The sequence below is a fragment of the Acaryochloris sp. IP29b_bin.148 genome, from assembly GCF_028285565.1.
Classification (GTDB): domain Bacteria; phylum Cyanobacteriota; class Cyanobacteriia; order Thermosynechococcales; family Thermosynechococcaceae; genus Acaryochloris.
Map to the genome: position 1 here is coordinate 1 of NZ_JANQOY010000020.1, position 20162 is coordinate 20162.

The window sequence follows — 20162 nt, forward strand, 5'->3', positions numbered from 1 at the left end:
GATAGCCCTGAACAGGATAAAATTCAAACTGGATAGGCTTTGGTTTATCTTGCTATTCGTTTCGGAAAACTAACCCATGATTCATGAAGTGTTTATGCCTGCCCTCAGTTCCACAATGGAAGAGGGAAAGATTGTGTCTTGGTCTAAAGAGCCAGGGGACAAGGTCGAAAAAGGTGAAACGGTTCTGGTGGTTGAATCTGATAAGGCCGATATGGATGTGGAGTCCTTCCATGAAGGATATCTAGCGGCCATTGCCGTACCTGCAGGTGGCGTCGCCAAAGTGGGGGCTGCCATTGGCTTCGTGGCCGAAACGGAAGCTGAAATTGCTGAAGCTCAGAAGAAAGTCGCTGCAGCGGAATCTGCCGCCCCGGCTCCGGCAGCCGCACCCGCCCCGGCTCCAGCCACTCCGCCAGCACCCGCAGCTCCGGTTGCAACTGCCCCGGCTCCTGTCGCTAGCGCCCCCGCAACCCCAGCCACCACCCTCAATGGCGGTAGCGCCCCCGCAGCGCCTACGAATGGCCGCGTTATTGTTTCACCTCGGGCCCGAAAACTGGCTAAGCAATTCAAAGTTGATCTCAATACCTTGAGAGGCAGTGGCCCCCATGGACGGATTGTGGCTGCGGATGTAGAAGCGGCCTCAGGGCAACCGACCACGACTGCGGCTCCGGCCAGCGCAGCGCCTCAGCCAGCACTGCCTGCCCCAGCGCCCTTACCAGCAGCGGCAGCGGCAGGCGAAGTGGTTCCCTTTAATACCTTGCAGCAAGCTGTGGTTACCAATATGGTGGCAAGTCTCGCTGTGCCCACCTTCCATGTGGAATATTCCATCGTTACGGATGCCCTCGATCAGCTCTATAAGCAGGTAAAGGGCAAAGGCGTCACCATGACGGCACTATTAGCTAAGGCTGTGGCCGTTACCCTGCGCCAGCATCCCCTTGTCAATGCCAGCTGTGCTCCTCAAGGCATCCAGTACAGTAGCACTATCAATATTGCGGTGGCAGTTGCCATGCCAGGTGGCGGATTAATTACACCCGTCTTGCAGCAAGCCGATCAGATGGATTTATATTCTCTCTCTCGCACTTGGAAAGATCTCGTGGCCCGCGCTCGTAGCAAACAGCTTCAGCCGGATGAGTATAGTACGGGCACCTTTACCCTCTCCAATCTAGGCATGTTTGGGGTGAGTAGCTTTGATGCTATTCTCCCTCCAGGGCAAGGATCGATTCTAGCTATTGGTGGTTCTAAGCCCCAAGTCGTGGCTGACGATCAAGGCATGATGGGTGTGAAGCGGTTGATGAATGTCAATATCACTTGCGATCACCGCATTATCTATGGTGCTGATGCAGCAGCTTTCTTGAAAGATTTGGCAGAGCTGATTGAAACCAATCCGCAGTCGTTAACGCTTTAGAGCGGTGTTGGTGTTGAGGCTGAGCTTATACACTAGACCTCTTTAAATATTCGTTTCATGATGTGCTGCAAACTCAATTTATGCCGAGATCAGGCTTGGAATTTAGTCCTTTTCTGAATTAGTTGCGCTTTTTGTATAAAACACTCTTGCAGTCATCGAGTTATTGACGAAACCGACATAGCTTCTTAGACGTTTCATCAATGCTTTAAGGATGTAACATCATGATTACGACTTTCACTCGTTCTCGGCTGCTGGCAACGGCTCGGGCAGCGACTACTATTGCCATCGGAATGTGTACTGTATCTCTAGTTCCTATCAATGAGCCAGCACTTGCACAATCGAATGTTGATCCATTTGAGGGTGATCCCCCTGTTTGCTGGAAAAAGCCCTACTTACCGCAGTGTAACCCGGCCCCATACTAGCTTTTTTGATGTTAAGTAGATGGGTCTGAAGTGATATTCTGAACTGCTGATCACCCCCTATACTGGTACTCCCAATTCATATGGATTCAAAGACCAGCCCCCATCGATAATGTGGCAAGTACACTGATATCTTGCCAGGGGCACTTGCCACATTATTGGGTTGGATAGATATCACTCTCTTATTTGCTTGAAGCGCAGCAACGCGAAATAGGTTCTTCTATGAAATCTTTGAGGCCAACAGATGTTAGGAGGGACTGCCAGTATCGAGGGTCATCAGCATAAAGGTTGCTCACGACAGTGAGGGTGTCATACCAGATGCCAGCTTTCGCTAGGGTGCTAGCGAATTGGCGAAGATCTTGGCCCTGCTGTAAATGGGGTGGCCTTGCAATACGTTTAATACGGCCTGATATATAAGCATCCCCAGAAGGGCTTGCTGGATCTAATCTCAGTAGTAAGTGCCACCGATAGGTTTTATGAATTTCTAAAGCTTGAGATAGAGGGGGGCGGTAGCCAATAATCCCAGGGGTATCACTGAGTTTGAGAGTATCTTCCACAAAGATTTTGGTGCCATTACTATCGAGTAACTCAAATATCACTTGGTGAATCGCGTTAGATGAGTAGGGCACATAAAACCATAATGTTGGCCTTCCTTCTACCGTTAGTCCCCAGGCGCTACTAGTATTGCTTGAGAGCTGATTTGAAGGGACTAAAGCCGTTAATGATTGGTTTGTGCAAACAATCTCCGATTGATTTGTTCCAGTCTTGCAAATCTGCCGTGAACCACCTCCACGAGGGCGATCTTGTGGATCGCTAGATTCATCGGTATCGGGCTGGCGAAACTTGATGAGGACGATATCTTCCGCTTGCTGCGCTTGTTGTTGCTCACCTGCCAAGGCAGTACCTTGGGTCAATGGCATTCCTATTGCAGTTAGAAATAGTATCCCTATCCACGCTAGTAAAGAAAGTTGAGATTGATGCACGAGGGACCTCCCATCATCCAGCAAACGCTATTCAGACATTTGGGTTGCTTTCATGTTGATCTGCTGCCACCTCGCGACGATCGCAAGGCTCAATATCATCGCGATTGCCGCAGGGATCAGGGGAAGCCATCCTGCCTGCAGAATGAATAGATAGCAAACCCCCATCAAGAGTATCAATACCAAAATTGCCATACCAACCCATCGTAGGGGACGATTCGCAACAACAGTCGCCAGTGTACCGACCAAAGCCCACCCCCAAATCCAAAGTGCTTCTCCCCACTCTGGCAACCACCAAATCAGAGGCCGACGATCTTGTACAGCGCTGAGGAGTTGGCTGATCATCTGTGCTTGCACCACCACACCGGACAACTTTCGCTTCGCGGTTGCCTGGCCTCGACTGTAAGGCGTGAGCCAATCATCACGACTCGTCAGGGCGGTAACCCCGACCAAGACAATGCGGTTCTGCAGTTGTTCTAACCTTTGTTTCGGTATTTTATTTTCCAGTAAATCTCTCAACCGGAGTGTCGGTGCAATGTCATGCAGGGAACGTCGAGACCGAAAATTAAGGAGCATTTGGTAGCCCGCTGCATCCAGATGATGGTAGCCTCCTGCGTTAGAAGTGAGACGAGAGAAAGTCACATCGCCAAATTTAAATTCTTTGGCTGGCGTGAGTTGATAGAAAATCCGTGCTTTTGTCTCAAGATAATGAAGCGCTGTTAATAAACTGAAGGCATTACGAGCGGTACACTTTGAGTCAAAACTCGGATTTTTCATGGCCAGTAAATGACGTCGAAGGACATCATCAGGGTCAATGGTTAGATCGCTGAAGCCAACATAGTCTGAGGAGATATTAGGGGGCGGATCAACACCACTGGAATCGCCATCATCCACAGAAGGCACTTTGCAGATGGCAAATAAAGGCCATGTTGGCGTCTTAATGCCAGCTTGAGTTTCATAACTCAAAGGTGTTGAGCGGTAAATATCAAGGCCAACACTATGGGGCTTAAGCCCGTTGAGTTTCTCGATTAACAGCGTCCATGCTTGAGAAGAGAGGGAATGACTCAGCTGCATGCCGTTCTGTTCTTGGTAACGAATATCGGCGTCATCTATGGTGATAATCAATAGCCGATCATCTTGACGTTCTGAGGGGCGCAGTTGCAAAAGCGTATCATAGGCCCATAACTCGGTTGTCATCAGTCCCCCCAGCCAACGGACGCCAAGGGTAAGGCCCGTGATTAGGGTGCTCAGTGCGATCGCACCCCCAATACGCTTGAGCGAAGGAACAGCCCATCCCTTTGGGGATAGCAGAGTCTGTGTATGCCGTCCGCCATTCGCCTGAAGTTGTTGCCATTGTGGCGGTATGGTGGCTGGATGCTGAATAATCATCGGTAGCCAACTCGCACAAGGGAATTCTTGTTCAAGCCCCTGTAAGCGTTCCCGAGCTTGTCGGCTGGCGAGATAAAAAGATGCTCCCTGGGCATAGGCATCCAAAAAATATCTGAGGAAGGCATGGGCGACTTGATCCGGAACGGGGTCGCGCATCACGATCATCTGAGGAAGCTGTAATTCTTTGAGGTCATAGGCCAGCCCCAGCCCCTCACAGGAATTAAAAATGGCGAGCTGCAGGCCATGAGTAATGGCTTGCCGTAGGCCATACTGCAGCTCAGCCAGAGACAGTTTATCAGTGGGGTTGATGGCAATCTGCCCTTCTAGATCGTTCGTTTGACTATGTCCTGCAAAAAATAAAATATCCCAAGGTTGGTCCCAAAGATGATCATTCAGGGCTTGGCGCTGGGGTTCGATCAGGTAGGTAACCTCAGTGTTGGGCAAGGCGTTAAGGATCGATTGGTCTGCTTCCAGATCGATGCCTCGACTGTCGCCAACAATTGCCAAAATCCTCACATGGCCTTGTGATTTGGGGGATAAAGGCCGTAACTTCTGCTTAAAGGAAACAGCAGCAATAGCCACTTCGCTGTGAGGGTAGCCATCGACCATATCCCATAAATGCCAAGGGAGCTGATGAAGCTGAACATTCGAAGTGCGAATTAAGATGCGAATCTGCTCCTCTCGGTTTAATGTTTCCCGTAGTAACTGATCGACGCCTCGAAAAGGCTCTGCTGTCAGCCATTGTGTAAAAACTTCAGCTAATTTTTCGGCCGCCTGGCGACAATCTTCAACCAGGTTCTTAGCCCCCACGTAAATGATTTGCTGAGGGTGGATGCGAACCACATGCCTTAGAAGCTGGTAGCTCTGTTTCCATTGCTGTAAACATTTTTCTAGCTCTGGTGCAGGAGGCAGGTCTCCTTGCAACTCCGCTTGGGGACGCTCTCCCTCGCAGCCAATGGCCAGCGTGCAGTGAAAGCCTTGAAGGCTCAAATCTCCATTCAGTTGTAAAGTGACGAGTTTTTGCATGGTATCTATGTCAAGGGCTGGGCTATTGCCGCGTCCAGCTGGGTCAGATACGAATGGCGATAAACAAGCAATGAGAACCCCAAAGACGACAGAAAGCGTTGCAATCTCGCGTGAACCGAAATATAGCGTTATGTAATGAAGGTTTCGGTTATTGTGGTGTTATCTAGCGTCAATTGCAATTGAAAACGCTCATCTTTTACACTACTAAATCTGATTTGTAGCGCTTCTGTACCCAGAGACCTAGCATGCATAATCTCTGTGCCAGATTGATCAAGGACGCTGATATGTAAATGATCCGGTAAATGACGGTGAGGTTCAGCCGCTGTTACTTGAGCAAAGATATTGTAGATTTCCTCAGAAACCTGTTGAATTCCCATTTGTAACTGAAAGATTTGGGTATGGGGGGCTGGCCCCAAACAACATTGCTTGATGCGGTTGACTACCGGGCTATCCGTGATTTCGTCAGGTAAGGGATGGGCAGATTCACGAAAGTCAAACGCATAATTGGGCCTTGGCGTAAACGGCTTCATGAGGTCTGAAAGCACTTTCCAGGGTCCAGAGTCGGTATCTGCATCCCACCAAGTTTGTAACTGAGTCACCACAGTCTCGTAGGCAGGCAGGGTTGGGGTCACGGATAAGGATTTTAGGTATGTCCCCAATTGTTCTAGGTCCTGAAGTTGGTTGAGGGGCACTGCCTGATTAGGGATCGGTGCAACAAACCCTAAGAGCGTAGCTGAGCGTAGTGATTCATCGAGTTGAACTGCGATCGCACCAATACTATCCTGGGGCGTTTCTGCTGGACATTGGAGGTGAATAGCCTCTGGTAAAATCGGCCGACACTCTAGGGCTCCATAGTCAGTGATCTGCAAGGCCGCGGTATTAACTAAGGTCTGTTGAACGGGGTCCCACCCCTGACTGGCTTCCAGATTCGTATCCACCTCTATATAGTCTAGATATTCTCTGACGGCGTAAACAGCCAGAGTATTGAGGTAGACTTGTTTCGCTTTGGCAGGATTAGCCTGAAGCTTCCTAAAAGTCTCAGCGTATTGGTGAGCTGTTAGAGCCAGAGCGACGGTAAAGGTGAGCGAAGAGGCCTGAGTCATGGGCTAAGAACCTGAGAAAATTACTGAAAGCGTTCCTTAAAAATAGGGGCGAATTTTTGACAGCATCTTTGAAAAAAACCACTTAATGTCGGAATTTTAAGTTCAAGTTGTTCGGAAATCTCTTCCCAACTGCGATGATTAAATCGGGCTAGCGCAATAGCTTGAAAGTTAGCATCAGGGCGGTTACGAATATGGGTCTGGCGGAAAAGCTGTTTTGGGTCAGAGGCAATATAGGCTTGGACATCATCCGCAAGGAGCGGCGTATCGTTTGGCTGAGCGAGTTTCTCTAAATCGTTCAGGTTGGGAAGGTCTTGGATTTGGTAATCACTAAACGCACGACGGCATTCAATCAGGGTTTTATCGAGGCGAAAGTTGACCCAGTTCATAAATTTTTGGTTTTTACCGCGATGGGGGTCATAAGTTTCAATGCGGCGACAAACATAGGTCAGTGTTTGATTGACGGCTTCTTCGTAAAGAAGTTGATAGAACTGGGGCGGATACTTAGCCCGGTGGGGACGAATCAGACGATCCGATAGGCGGATGGCTTCAATCAGTTCAGTTAAGGCATGTTGGCGTTCTTGGGATTGCGGTGGATGGCTCTGAGCTTCGATGGCGATTCGCTTGAGCAGATCGTTGTCAAGACTGTGATGACTGGCCTGCCGCAGAAGTTCGGCGATCCACTGTCGAAGGGGAGGTTGCTTTAGATCATAGGTGGTGATTGCTTTATCGATTTCTGTGAGTAAATGAATGCGGATGCGATCGCAAATCTCAAGATAAATTCCTGAGAGCGGCTTTTTGGGAAGTGGGCGACCAATTCTGCGCGATCTTAAAATCTCATCAACAAGAATTTCGAGGATAGATTGTCGTTCACAACTATCCGGCCCACATCTTTGAGCAGCAGTTACAAGCTGAGCGTAAGAATCCCAAACTTTGGGTACAGCCTGAAGTGTATTGCCTATATCCATAGAATTTTAATAAACGTGCAGTTACACCTAATAAAATGACCATGGGGAAAACAGATGCAGGATTCAATGCATCTTCCTCAGTCTTGCAATATCACTGGTAATAACTTCAGTGCATTTCACCAATATTTATGCGTTCTTTTCAAAAGTTTACATAACGTATTAGCTAGAAGGTGGGGAAAAATCTCACCACAAAAAATAATCTCCTTGTAAAGCTTATTCATTATATTTTTTAGGCATTTTTATTGTCTCCAACTCATTGATAGGGACATTATTTACACTAAATCGACAATCGACTATCTAATGCCTGGCTATGTCAGACTTTGAGACAAGACACACATCATCTAAGGCACATATTCGTCTGTTATTTTGCAACAATGCAATAGTACAAATATATATAAATCAGGCAAACAATAAATATAATTTAGGCTAATCTTCAGGAAAAATAGATTTCCTCAATACCACTTAATTCCTGTACTCTCAATGGTTTGCACTAGAAATTTATTTTTGGAATACTGCCGATTCAAAATATTTTTTTGAGGATTTGCATAATTCTCCCTTCGGGCGCATGAGTTAATCACACAAGCTGAAAATAAGAGCTTAATAACGCAGCTGCAATGCAAAATCTCTAATATTCACTTGTTCGTTCAATGATTAAACTCAATTTTCTCTCTAGGTCTTTGGCTAATAGAGTCATTGAGCTGAGGAGGAAAGATTGAGTGTGCAAAAACTTATTGCTTAACAGGGAGAAAAAGAATGCCTGCAACACAAGGTAATGATTTTGAAATTTTACTTAATAGCAATGATAATTTTGATGCACTAGGCGGAAATGATACCGTCTTTGGAAATGGCGGAAATGATCGCATTTTCGGTGGAGATGATTGGGTAATTACGGTAGGGAATGAGTTAATTTTGCTTGCTCCTGGGGGGGATGATTCCTTAAATGGTGGTTCAGGTAACGATACACTCTTTGGCGAGGTGGGAAATGACACCCTCCTTGGTGGTACTGGTAATGACTCTTTATTAGGCGGAGAGGGTAATGACCGAATATTAGGTGGTGATGGTTTTGATCGAATATTTGGTGAGTCGGGTAACGATACACTCTTTGGTCAAAATAGCAACGATTTAATTGAGGCCGGCGATGGAAATGATGTGGCCCAAGGTGGTCGGGGCGCAGATAATATTTACGGTAACGAAGGAAGGGATTTGCTACAAGGCAATGCAGGCAACGATCGCCTTTATGGTGGTTCAGGCAATGATCGCTTGATTGGAAATACTGGCAACGATGTCCTTGTTGGTGTTGATCCAAATGCTGTCAATCCTGGACAAGGTGAAAGAGATACTCTGATAGGCGGAGCCGGACGAGATAGATTTCTTTTGGGTAGTATTGGGGATGTGTTTTATAACGATGGAGTTGTAGCAGCAGGGAATGACGGTGAGATAGATTTTGCCACAATTACTGACTTTACTTCTGGGGAAGACAGCATCCAGCTCAAAGGGAATGAAGACTATATTTTGCAAAGCGTTGGCATTGGCGGCGGCGGTACAGGAATCTATCTGGACCAAGGCCTATTTGTTGATGTGAGTGGTGTTTTCTTCCAAGCTAGAGAACTAGTGGGTGTCGTTCAAGGTGTATCGCCTGATGAATTGACCATTAATAATGGCGGTCCCTTAACGACCATTGTTTAATGGTGAAAATCATGCAGGAAAACGACTAATTCAGGATACTTCACAATTCCAGAGAGACTGTGGGTACAGGGAAGATAGTATGCAGTTTCTAAACTTTTTTCCTATACCCACAGTCATTACCCCGCTCTGTCTGACTACATTATTTAGTACCTCCTAAGAGAGCAGCTCATTAAGAGAGGCATTGGGTTCATTGCTGATTTAGTGCTAGAGCATACCAATTAGCAATATATTAGTATTCCCTTAAAAATCAAATACAAAAATGGAGAAATTTTTATGGCACGCTCTGATTTCATGTGGGTTAATTTTGATGAACGGTTTAATAGTTCCAATACTGCCGCTACTCGTACGTTTAATGTTGAAGGAAGTCCGATAGACACTGGATACTTGTTGATTCAATCTTTCGATGTCGAGCGGGATAATCACCGAATCTTGATCAACAATCAAGAGTTACCAAGCTTTGATATCCCGGAAGGAGGTAATAATTTGTGGACAACGTGGATGGATCGAATCCCCGAAAACTTCTTACAACAAGGTTCGAACCGGATTACAATTCGCCGACAGGGTAGTGAAGACTTTACCGTTGCAAATGTTGCAATTCATTGGAGAGAGCAGGGATAAAGTAGTTTGATAGCCTAACTTAATTAATATTGCAAGTATGTCTATCTGGGCATACTTGCCAAGTAACTACAGAGATGGTTCTGGCATACGTTGCGCATTGATTAACGAAAGAGTAAAACATAGATATTAATTTTTTTTGACAGGATAACTTGATCAAGAGCAATGAATTTATTAATGAGTGTTTACTATCTAAAGTTTTAATAAAAATGGCGTAAAACTAACATAAAAGAACTGAAAGATAAAAGATGGCTAACAAAAAAACATATTAAAGCATAGTTTGATCAGGAGTTATGGTTCATGAATTTACTAAATAGAACATTAACACTATTTCTCACGATGGCTGTACTTATTAGTATTTCTGTTGAGCGGGCTGAAGCGAGAACAGGTGGTCGATATTCGAGAAGAAATGCAAATTCGTGTCCTCAGACTCCAGGGATAAATGACCTTACCACTAAGCCACCTAGACCTCAAAAAGATAGTAACAGTACTATTACTGCACCAACATCTACTACTTCTTCAAATCCTGTAGAATCGATCGCTTTCAGTTTTGAACTCATTTATGAGGAGAATGGGATTGTAGCGAGTGACTTAAAACCATCACCTTTACAAGCCAAATTTTCTAATGTGGTTGATTCCTTTAAAGCTTTTCCTAAGCCTTGTTCTAATAGTATGAATTTAGTATTTGACAAAGGTGATTTTTATTCAAAATTCTTGAAGTCAATCAATAAAATTAAATACACCATTGTTTCTAGGAATAATAATATACGTCTGATAATGCTAGTGCCAATATCAATATCTTCTACAAATCGAAACTGTACTATTAATACAATGGATTTAAATCAAGCAGTCAATGACTTAGCCTACATTGAATCAAAACAGTTACTCCTATGCGCAACAGACGTAAGGATTAAATATGGAGATGAGATAATCAATATTATGCCTCCTGAGAATAGAGTAGAAATAAAAGAGTGATATATTGCTAAATAAGTAAAAAATATCTAATTTTGCTTACAGCTTATGAGAATACCTCTATTTTGTATTCTTTTTGATTTTTTTTTCCTTTTTTCTATTTTTCCCTTTGCAGTAAAGGCACAAATAGTGCCTGATAATACTCTCCCCGAAAGGTCTGAAGTTATTCAAGAGAACGGCATACTTAGAATCGAAGGAGGGAGCCAATTTGGAGAAAATTTATTTCACAGCTTTCATGATTTTTCAGTTCCAGATAGCCAAACTGCTTATTTCAATAATTCTAGAAATGTCCAAGCTATTTTTTCTCGTGTAACATCGGGATCAGTCTCGCAGATCGATGGCACCATCAAGTCTAATGGAAGTACCGATCTATTTTTTATTAATCCAAGCGGAATTATTTTTGGTCCTAATGCCTCTCTAGATATTGGTGGATCTTTTTTAGCTAGTACAGCGAGCAGTGTGACTTTTGCGGATGGAAAGAACTTTAGTGCCAATAGTCCAACTCAATCTTTGCTGACTGTTAGCACACCTATTGGCTTGCAGTTTGGTCAATCACCTGGAGCAATTCGGCATGAATCAACAGCAAATTTGGTTTCGAACAACTTTGGAGTCCCAATTGGTGGAGGCTTAGAAGTCTCACAGGGCAAAACCCTAGCTTTAATTGGTAGTTCAGTTGACATAGAAGGTGGGCTGATTTTTGCAGACAGGGGCAATATTGAATTAGGCAGTATTGCTCAAAATGAGCAAGTACAAATAGTCCCTAGTAATCAGGGCTGGGTAGTGGACTTTGCAGAAACTAACAGTTTTCAAAATATACATCTTTCTGATTTAGCTTTTGTGAGTGCTAGCGAAGGTAATATTCAAATTAGAGGCAAGAATATAAGTCTCAAGGGTGATGCTGAAATAGTATCAACAACTGAGTCAAGAAAAGGAGGTAATGTATTCTTAGGTGCTTCCCAAACCTTGACGATGAGCGGAAATAATACCCGATTAGCTACTCAAAGTAATGGTGAAGGTGATGCGGGCGACTTGACCATTCAGGCAAAGCAAGTATTCATCAAACAAGGTGCGTTTGTTGAAACACCTGTTTCCTCTTCAGGACGTGGAGGCAATTTAATTGTTAAGGCGTCAGAGCTGGTAGAGCTTAGTGGAACAACTTCAGATGGCGAACTTCCCAGTGGTTTGTTTGCTGAAGTCAATGGCATGGGCAATGGCGGTACATTAAGCATCAAGTCAAAAAAAATACGAATCTTAGATGGGGCTCAGGCATCAGTCGTTAATTTTGGCTTTGGTAATGCGGGAAAATTAATTGTTGAAGCCACTGATTCTGTGGAGATAATCGAGGCAAAACAGCCAATAGGTAATTTCCCTACAGGTTTATTTGCGCAAGTTGAAAATCAAGGAGACGGGGGTGAGATATCCATCAACACTCGGCAATTCATTCTTCTTAATGGTTCCCAGGTGTCCACTGAAGTTTTTGGAGCCGGAAAAGGGGGAGATATTAATCTAGTTGCCTTAGATTCAACTGAGTTGACAGGTACCCTACAAAGGGAAAATGGCGAATTCTCTAGCGGTTTGTTTGCTCTAGTTGCGGGAAATGGTACAGGTGATGCAGGAGATATTCTTGTTAAGACGCAGAATTTGTTAGCTCTAGATGGAGCCCAAATTTCTACAAGTTCTAGAAATATTGGTACAGGTGGATCGCTATCGATCAGTGCAGATTTTGTTCTTTTAAGTGGTGCGTCTACCATCTCTGGTCCAGACATAAGCAGTGGTGTTTTTACCTCTGCTGAACCAGGAGCCACAAAGGATGTAGGTAAATTGCAGATCAGAGCAAGAATTTTAACAATTGAGAATCTTGCTCAAATATCCGCAAATAATTCTGGTACAGGTAGCGGAGGTATTCTAACCATAGATGTAGATACCTTAAACATTCGTGATGGAGGCAGAGTTCGAGCAGCCTCTTTAGTTACTAATAATGCCACTACAAATAATAGAGGTCCCGGTGGAACCCTAACAATCAATGCATCAAACTCTGTGAATATTTCAGGCAGTACAACCTTTGCAGATCAGATTATAAACAGTACATTGTCAACTGAAGCACAAGGAACTGGCAAAGCAGGGAATTTATTAGTTAATACAAACCAATTGGTCGTAAGTAATAGCGGAGAAATTTCTGCCTCTACCTTGGATATTGGCGATGCAGGTACAGTCACAATTAATGCGAGCGATTTAGTGTCTTTATCTGGAGACAATAGTGGTATTTTCGCAGGCACCACTGGTCAAGGTCGTGGAGGCGATATCAATGTGAACACGAATCAATTCCGCATCCAAGATAATGCTGTAATCGATGCACGTACCACTGATAAAGGTACAGGCGGAAGCATCTTTATCAACTCGAATCGCTTCGAAGCCACAAATAATGGTCAACTATTGACAACAACCGAAGGCAGCCAGAGAGCTGGAGATATCACTCTTGAGGTCCGTGATGACTTGAACCTAGAAGGTCAGGGTAGTGGTTTATTTGCAAATACAGGCCCTAACTCAAGTGGTCCTGGCGGAAATATCATTATCGATCCACCGGTCGTCAATATTCGGAATGGAGCAGGAGTTGCTGTTGATAGCCAAGGCTCAGGTATCGGCGGAAACATATCTCTTGAAGCCGGGAGACTCAATTTATCCGATCAAGCCTTTATCTCTGCTGAAACCCTTAGCAATCAAGGAGGCAATATTCGCTTAAATATCGCTGACCTGCTTCTGCTACAGGAGAGCAGCAATATTACTGCCACAGCAGGTCGTGACCAAAACAGTGGTGATGGTGGCAATATTGATATCAATGCTCCACTTATCGTTGCCTTCCCCAACGAAAATAGCGATATTACCGCCAACGCCTTTTCTGGACGCGGGGGCAACGTTACCATCAACACTCAAGGTCTTTTCGGCCTTCAGGCGAGAGACGAACTGACTCCATTGAGTGATATCACCGCTAGTTCTGAGCTAGGATTCAGCGGCAATGTTACCATCAACACCCCAGAGACCGACCCCGATCAGGCTCTAGTTGATTTACCCGTTGATATTGTCCGCCCCCAACTCACACAGCGCTGCTCTCCTGGTGCTCCCGTTGCATCTAGCAGCTTTTTTAACAGTGGACGGGGGGGCTTGCCTCCTAGCCCAGAAGTCCTCAGCGATTCAGAAACCGTCTGGGAAGATTTGCGATCGCCTCCCCACTCTCAGGCCCTTGAGAAAGCCACTCAACCTGTGGCACCAGCTCAGCCCACAAAAATCATAGAAGCACAAGGATGGCGACGAACTGCCACAGGCCAGATCCAATTAGTTGCTCAGGGCATATCCACCCCCATCCCCCAGGAAAATTTATCAGCCTGCAGACAAGACAATTAGCAGTTTCGCACCCCACTGGTTATGGCTCAGTGCAAACTTTTCCAACCTATAAAACGACTCAAAGCGCTCATCCAGCGAGGAAAGCGGTTTTGGATCTGTTTCATACTTGGACTTTGGCTGGGAGTGGCAAGCTCAATGCTTCTCGCTGATGTCCCGGTCCACGCTCAACAATCGGCAGCATCAGCCCAGATCCAAACGGGCACCACTTACTATCAGCGTCAGCAATATACCCAAGCCGCAACCGCTTGGAAACAGGCTGCTCAGCAATTTGCCAATCAAGGGGATGACCTCAATCAAAGTATGGCCTTGACCTATCTGTCCCTGGCACTCCAGCATCGGCAGCAATGGCCAGCCGCCGAAGCAGCCATTACTCGCAGTCTGAAGCTACTCCAAGGTATTGACCCCGAACAGCAATCATCCCAATGGCTGCATCTCTATGCCCAGGCCTATAACGCTTACGGTCGATTGCAGCTTACCCTTGGACGCCCTGAACTTGCCTTAACCCATTGGCAACAGGCTAACCAGTTCTATCAAGCCTTAAGCGATCAGGAAGGCGTTACGGGTAGCTTACTCAATCAGGCCCTTGCCCAAGAAGCGGCAGGATTATATCGACCGGCATGCAACACCCTGATGCGGGCGATGGGGTCCAAGGACTTTTGCGATGTCGATGATGACTCGACCTTAGATAAGGTACAGCAGCAGTTCTTGGCCTATCCCGACCCCAAAATTAAGGTCATGGGGTTACGTAATCTGAGTAATGTGTGGCGACAAATGGGGGACCTGACGAAATCACAAGCATTACTGCAAACCAGCTTAAAGCTTGTGCTCCCTCTGCAAACCCCCGACCTGGAAAGTGCCATATATCTGAGTCTCGCAGAAACGGAACGAGCGTTATATAAAAAGACTCAGCAGCAGTCTTGGCAAGAAAGTGACCATACCCTTCAATCCCTAGTCAACAATACCTTTACGCATTATCAGCAAGCGACCCTCGCTGCCCAACGGGCCACTCAAGCTGAGCCCAAACCTGCGACTCAACTACTAGCTCTCCAGGGGCAACTGCAAACCTTGAGTTTGCTGCTCGACTTACAAATGAAGGGTGATCTCCCTCAGATGAGTTCATCCCTTCAACCCCAACCCCTTGCTAAGCAGCTAAGCCAAGGGCCATTGGCAGACATGCCCCCCAGCCGAACTGTTGTTTATGCTCAGCTCAATCTAGCGAAGAGTTTATTTCGGCTGGGCCAAGTAGAGCCTTCTCAAGGTTGGACTGAACAAAGTATCCGATGGGCAACCACTGCCCGTCAGATGGCTGCCAACTTAGAGGATTCCCGTGCAACCTCCCAAGCACTCGGGCTTTTAGGAACGTTTTATCAACAGCAATCTGCTTACTCCCAGGCCCAGATTGAGACTGAAGCTGCGCTCTCTATCGCCCAATCGATCCAGGCTGACGATCTGGCTTATCAATGGCAATGGCAGTTGGGACAAATTCTGGATGCTCAGCAGCAATCCCAATCAGCCATTCAATACTATCAAGCGGCTCTCCATACGCTGCAAGGGTTACGTCAAGATCTTCTCTTCCTGGCTCCCGATGCCCAATTTTCGTTTCAGAGTCGTGTTGAACCGCTTTACCGACAACTTGTCAGCTTGCTGCTGCCGACTCAGCCGCAAGCCAGACAACTCCAACAAGCCCGCACGGTCATTGATGCTCTGCAAACGGCAGAAGTGGAAAATTATTTGCTGCAATCTTGCACCAAAGCTCAATTAACGGAAATTGATCAGCTCGTCGATCGCATAGATGTCAACACTGCCTTTATCTACACCATTATTCTCGACGATCGATTAGCCGTCATTCTTAAACTACCCAACTCTGATGAGCTAAAGTTCCACACGATTCCTGTCACCCGAGACACCATTGATCGCACCCTCGCTGACCTTTCATCCGCCCTGCAATACAAATTGCCGTCACGGCTTAACCAAATTCAGATGGCATCAAAGCCCGTCTACGACTGGTTAATTGCACCAGTGGATTCTGTACTGACTCAAAATCAGATCAAGAATCTTGTATTTGTGTTGGATGGTCCACTGCGCAACATTCCCATAGCCGCACTGTTTGACGGAGAGCAATTCTTGATTGAAAAATATGCTGTCAGCACTAGCCCTGGACTTCAGCTGCTTGGCCCTAACCCCTTAGATCGCCAATCGTTACCCACACTAGTTGCAGGTTCAACGGCCCCCCGTCCTGAATTGGGTCTTAAAAGGCTACCTCAGGTATGGGTTGAGGTCCAAAGGATTGTGGCCACCCTAACTAAAACAGATGTTTTACTCAATCAGGAGTTTACCCGAGACACGCTTCAACGCAGTGTTCTCAATCAATCAGCCCGCATCATTCACATTGCCACCCATGGTCAGTTTAGCTCTCAATCTGAACAGACTTATATCGTCTCGGGCATTGGCGATCGCATCAATATCAATCAGCTCGGCGAAATTCTCAGTAACCGAGATCAGACACAATCACAACCCATTGAGCTGTTGTTCCTCAGCGCCTGCGAAACGGTCAAGGGAGATCCCCAATCTGCACTGGGTATGGCAGGCATCGCTGTGCGATCAGGCGCGCGCAGCACGATTGCGTCTTTATGGTATGCCGATGATGAAGCGAGTGCCGCACTAGTAGGCAAATTCTATGAACATTTAATTGATCCAGAAGTGACCACAAAAGCTGAAGCGCTCCGCCTTGCCCAGCTCGACTTGATCCATAACGCCCGATTTAATTTACCTGTTTACTGGGCTCCATATATTTTGCTAGGTAATTGGCTGTAATAAAACGATGCTGAAAATCGTAGGCCAAAATTTTAGGTACATGAAGATTAATTTTAGGTACAAGTTTATTGCCCTAATCACCTCTTATGCCCTGACACCTATGGTTTGAGCATAGCTAAACTGCTGTATAGGTGAAACGCCTGATCCCATTTGCTATCTTCCCGGCGGAGCAGATTGATATAGGACTCAAATGCACCTAACAACTCCAGCTGTTCAACCGCAGTCTCTGCAAACGAGGTGAAGTCCGCCCAAGTTGTGGCATGGGGTAAATTTTGAGTGAGCAAAGTGGTTAAACCGCGCCAATTGGCCCAAGACGTCTCCCGATCAACTTCTGTGAGCGGAACCCCTTGATTGAATTGATAAGCTGCATCATAAAACCGCAAAATACAGCCTTTTTGGGGTAAATGTAGATCACAGAACTGAGCATGATCCTGCGTTTTCTCTTTGCGCTTGAGTTTGCCACGCGGATCGCGATCGACCACCTCCTCAAAAATGGGGACTAAACCTTCAACCCGCTGGGTCACCTCGGACCAGTTAAACCGGAAGGAACCCGTTTGTTGGGCATGGTGGTCAGATACGATGACTTCGGGTGAGGGCTGCAAGGTTTGGAAATAACAAACTTGATGGACTTTGAGCTGTTGAACCTGGGCCAAGGTCACAGAGAAATTAGGAATCCCAGCTGCTTGCAGGTCTTGGCCATACATCGCTAACTCTCCAATGGGGCCAACCCGATAAAGACGCCATCCCCGACTGGGGATTAACATACGGGCGGTGTAGGGCTCAACCTGCATGATTTTGGCAAATTCTAGCGCAGCCTTGGTTTTAGCATCAGAGGGTAAGGCTTCTAAAATCAAGGCTCCCGTTTGGGTCTGTTCTGGCGTTGCTGTTGCTTGGCTTAATTTTTCCTGGCGAACAGCTTGAGCATGATCTTGAATCTGCTTGAGTCCTTGGCGAGCGGCTTGGGCAATTTTGGGGCCGTAGTCCTGTTGCAGTAAAGACCGGAAAGTACTCTCCGCTTGTTCATAGTTGGATTGAGCCGCTTGTAATTGGCCCAGATAGAGTTGGCCCCATGGATCGTTGTCAGGTACCGCTTTGATCAGTTGGGATGCTATCTCATAATCTTGGCGTTCCAGTGCTATGGTGATGTCTTGGTGCATACGTGTCCCCCTTTGTACGCCGTGTGTCGTTCTAAATGTGCGATCGCAACGGATACAGCCATATAAGTTGCAGTAACCGCTCTTAAGGTCCGCTGACCCAAAGATACCGCTTGGTAGCCGAGTGCTTGGGCCTGCTGCTTTTCCCGATCGGTCCATCCTCCCTCAGGGCCAACCATAACCGCAATACCAGTTTCATGCTCGTCCTCAGACCATTGGTTCAGACAGTTCAGGAAATTCGGTGCTTCCGCATCGACAATGCAAATATACCGTTGCCAGTGGTGACCGTCATCCATATTATCCTTCGCTATCCCGTCATCGAAGGAGAGAGGATCCACAATATGAGGAATCATCTGTCGCCGGGACTGCTCCGCTGCCTCTGTGGCAATCCGCCGCCAACGCTGAATCCGCTGGGGACTCGGTTGCAGCAACGTCCGCTGACTGATTAAGGGCACAATTTGGCTCACCCCTAATTCCGTGACACTACGCACCACTTGGTCAAAATGATTTCCTTTGGGAGGCGCTGCCAATAGCTTCAGGGGAATGGTCAGTTCAGTGTGTTCGCTCAGGACTTCCAGTACTGTTGCCTCAGCAGGATTTGGCAATAGCTCGGCCAACCACAGTTGTCCCTGTCCATTCATGGCAATAAACCGATCACCCTCCCTCAACCGCAAGACATGGTAGAGATAGTGTTGCTGGTCACTCGTTAAATAAATCCGTGACGCCTGGAATTGCTCCGGCGCTATCACTAGCCGCTGTAATTGCGCAGTGTGCTCCACAGGCTTGAGTTGACCTAAATATGAGAAATATCGCTGGGTATATAAAACCATTAAACCCAAAAAAGGGGAGGGAGCGATCTTGTCGATCTAGCCGATGTCATTTTAGTCAACAAAAGGCAGCCGATTTCTGCTCCAGCGAAAGATTACTGATCCACTGGAAAGTTTAGATCTATTCCATTCCCATCTTGAATGAAAATCAGTGGGCCAGGGATTGGCAACAAAGCATGTGGAGCCTCAAGAGTTGTGCTATTTTGTAAAGGCTGTTAACACTTCACACATCTGAGAATTCGGGTGTTTCTCTTCAGAAATAACTGACTAGAAATGCACTCAGGTGGAGGTTGAAACCCGAATAGGAGAAAAATATGCCCGTGATTAGTTTGGCTCAAATGCTTGAGTCAGGAGTTCACTTCGGCCACCAAGCCCGCCGTTGGAACCCCAAAATGGACCCTTATATCTTCACCGAGCGCAACGGGGTTCATATTATTGATTTGGTGCAAACCGCGCAGTTAATGGACGAAGCGTTTCATTACGTTCGGTCTGCCTCTGAATCTGGGAAGAAGTTTTTGTTTGTGGGCACCAAGCGGCAAGCCGCTGGCATTATTGCCCAAGAAGCCGCTCGCTGCGGTGGGTACTACGTTAACCAACGCTGGTTGGGGGGCATGCTCACCAACTGGGCCACCATTAAGACCCGAATTGAACGCCTCAAAGATTTAGAAAGACGCTACGAGAGCGGTATTTTTGACCTCTTGCCCAAGCAAGAAGCGTCAATGTTGCGCCGGGAACTAGATAAATTACAGAAGTACCTCGGTGGTCTGAAGCAAATGCATAAGATCCCTGATGTAGTCGTGATTATCGATATCCGCCGGGAATACAACGCGGTGCAAGAGTGCCAGAAGTTGGGATTACCCATTGTGTCTTTGTTAGACACCAACTGCGACCCAGATTGGGTTGATATTCCCATTCCTGCCAATGATGATGCGATTCGCTCCATCAAACTCATCATTGGCAAACTCGCCGACGCCATTTATGAAGGACGGCATGGCCAAGTCAGTGCTGAGACCTTCGAGGGCGACGACATTCCCTCTGCCATTGACTTTAAGGATGAGACGCCAGAACCCGTTGCTGAAGCAGCAGATGCTGAAGTCGCGGCGGCAGAGCCAGAAGCTGAAGCAGCTCCTACAGCTGAAGCAGCCCCTGAAGAAGCTCCTGCTGAAGAAGCTCCTGCTGAAGAAGCTGCTCCCACGGCTGAGGCAGAGGAACCTGCGGCTGAATAGAGCCTTGCTGGACACCTAAGGTGCAGCGCTCCCTTAGGTGTCCCTTAATGTTTTAGCTTCAAGATAAACACCATCACAGATACACCGAGAAAAGACCATGGCAGCAATATCAGCAAAAGATGTGAAAGAACTGCGTGATAAAACGGGCGCAGGGATGATGGACTGCAAGAAAGCCTTGCAGGAAA

General features: G+C 46.6%; 13 protein-coding genes and 1 pseudogene. 8 read left to right on the plus strand and 6 right to left on the minus strand.

The genetic code is table 11. The features are described from left to right. The first annotated feature begins 76 nt into the window (after nucleotides 1-76). A complete protein-coding gene (locus Q0986_RS02090; RefSeq protein WP_299402929.1) occupies nucleotides 77-1402 on the plus strand; it encodes a dihydrolipoamide acetyltransferase family protein in 1326 nt (441 codons plus the stop codon). Nucleotides 1403-2003: 601 nt separating this feature from the next. Here Q0986_RS02090 and Q0986_RS02095 read toward each other — a convergent pair. The 4 genes from Q0986_RS02095 to Q0986_RS02110 form a co-directional block, all read right to left on the minus strand. Continuing rightward, the gene (locus tag Q0986_RS02095) at nucleotides 2004-2741 is read right to left on the minus strand and encodes a DUF928 domain-containing protein (protein WP_299402932.1); all 738 of its coding nucleotides are present in this window, start codon (nucleotides 2739-2741) and stop codon (nucleotides 2004-2006) included. Nucleotides 2742-2831: 90 nt separating this feature from the next. Continuing rightward, nucleotides 2832-5216, minus strand: coding sequence for a CHASE2 domain-containing protein (locus Q0986_RS02100; protein WP_299402934.1), 2385 nt, complete (start codon nucleotides 5214-5216; stop codon nucleotides 2832-2834). 128 nt (nucleotides 5217-5344) lie between these two features. Next, a complete protein-coding gene (locus Q0986_RS02105; RefSeq protein ID WP_299402936.1) occupies nucleotides 5345-6319 on the minus strand; it encodes a DUF1822 family protein in 975 nt (324 codons plus the stop codon). Nucleotides 6320-6339: 20 nt separating this feature from the next. Then, nucleotides 6340-7284, minus strand: coding sequence for a hypothetical protein (locus Q0986_RS02110; RefSeq protein WP_299402938.1), 945 nt, complete (start codon nucleotides 7282-7284; stop codon nucleotides 6340-6342). A 753-nt stretch (nucleotides 7285-8037) separates the two neighbouring features. On the opposite strand from Q0986_RS02110, the gene Q0986_RS02115 reads away from it, so the two are divergent. The 5 genes from Q0986_RS02115 (at nucleotide 8038) to Q0986_RS02135 (ending at nucleotide 16770) form a co-directional block, all read left to right on the plus strand. After that, nucleotides 8038-8970, plus strand: a complete 933-nt coding sequence (locus Q0986_RS02115) for a calcium-binding protein (protein WP_299402940.1) — start codon at nucleotides 8038-8040, stop codon at nucleotides 8968-8970. Nucleotides 8971-9243: 273 nt separating this feature from the next. Next, nucleotides 9244-9588, plus strand: coding sequence for a hypothetical protein (locus tag Q0986_RS02120; protein WP_299402942.1), 345 nt, complete (start codon nucleotides 9244-9246; stop codon nucleotides 9586-9588). Nucleotides 9589-9885: 297 nt separating this feature from the next. After that, nucleotides 9886-10560: a hypothetical protein gene (locus tag Q0986_RS02125; RefSeq protein ID WP_299402944.1), complete on the plus strand. Its 675-nt coding sequence runs from the start codon at nucleotides 9886-9888 to the stop codon at nucleotides 10558-10560. 45 nt (nucleotides 10561-10605) lie between these two features. After that, nucleotides 10606-13956 carry a filamentous hemagglutinin N-terminal domain-containing protein gene (locus Q0986_RS02130; protein WP_299402946.1) on the plus strand — a complete coding sequence of 1117 codons (3351 nt, stop codon included), beginning with the start codon at nucleotides 10606-10608 and terminating at the stop codon, nucleotides 13954-13956. Between the two features lie 135 nt (nucleotides 13957-14091). Continuing rightward, entirely contained in the window at nucleotides 14092-16770 is a 2679-nt protein-coding gene (locus Q0986_RS02135; protein ID WP_299402948.1) for a CHAT domain-containing protein, read from the plus strand. A gap of 98 nt (nucleotides 16771-16868) precedes the next feature. Here Q0986_RS02135 and Q0986_RS02140 read toward each other — a convergent pair whose 3' ends face one another. Next, a complete protein-coding gene (locus Q0986_RS02140; protein WP_299402950.1) occupies nucleotides 16869-17927 on the minus strand; it encodes a hypothetical protein in 1059 nt (352 codons plus the stop codon). Further along, on the minus strand, nucleotides 17906-18754 hold the full coding sequence (locus Q0986_RS02145) for a 16S rRNA (uracil(1498)-N(3))-methyltransferase (RefSeq protein ID WP_299402952.1): 849 nt from the start codon (nucleotides 18752-18754) through the stop codon (nucleotides 17906-17908). Before Q0986_RS02145 ends, Q0986_RS02140 begins: the two co-directional genes overlap by 22 nt. A gap of 311 nt (nucleotides 18755-19065) precedes the next feature. Here Q0986_RS02145 and rpsB point away from each other — a divergent pair, with 311 nt between their 5' ends. Both rpsB and Q0986_RS02155 read left to right on the plus strand, forming a co-directional pair. After that, nucleotides 19066-19977, plus strand: coding sequence for a 30S ribosomal protein S2 (gene rpsB, locus Q0986_RS02150; RefSeq protein ID WP_299402955.1), 912 nt, complete (start codon nucleotides 19066-19068; stop codon nucleotides 19975-19977). A 97-nt stretch (nucleotides 19978-20074) separates the two neighbouring features. After that, nucleotides 20075-20162: pseudogene (locus tag Q0986_RS02155) on the plus strand (elongation factor Ts); the annotation flags it as partial.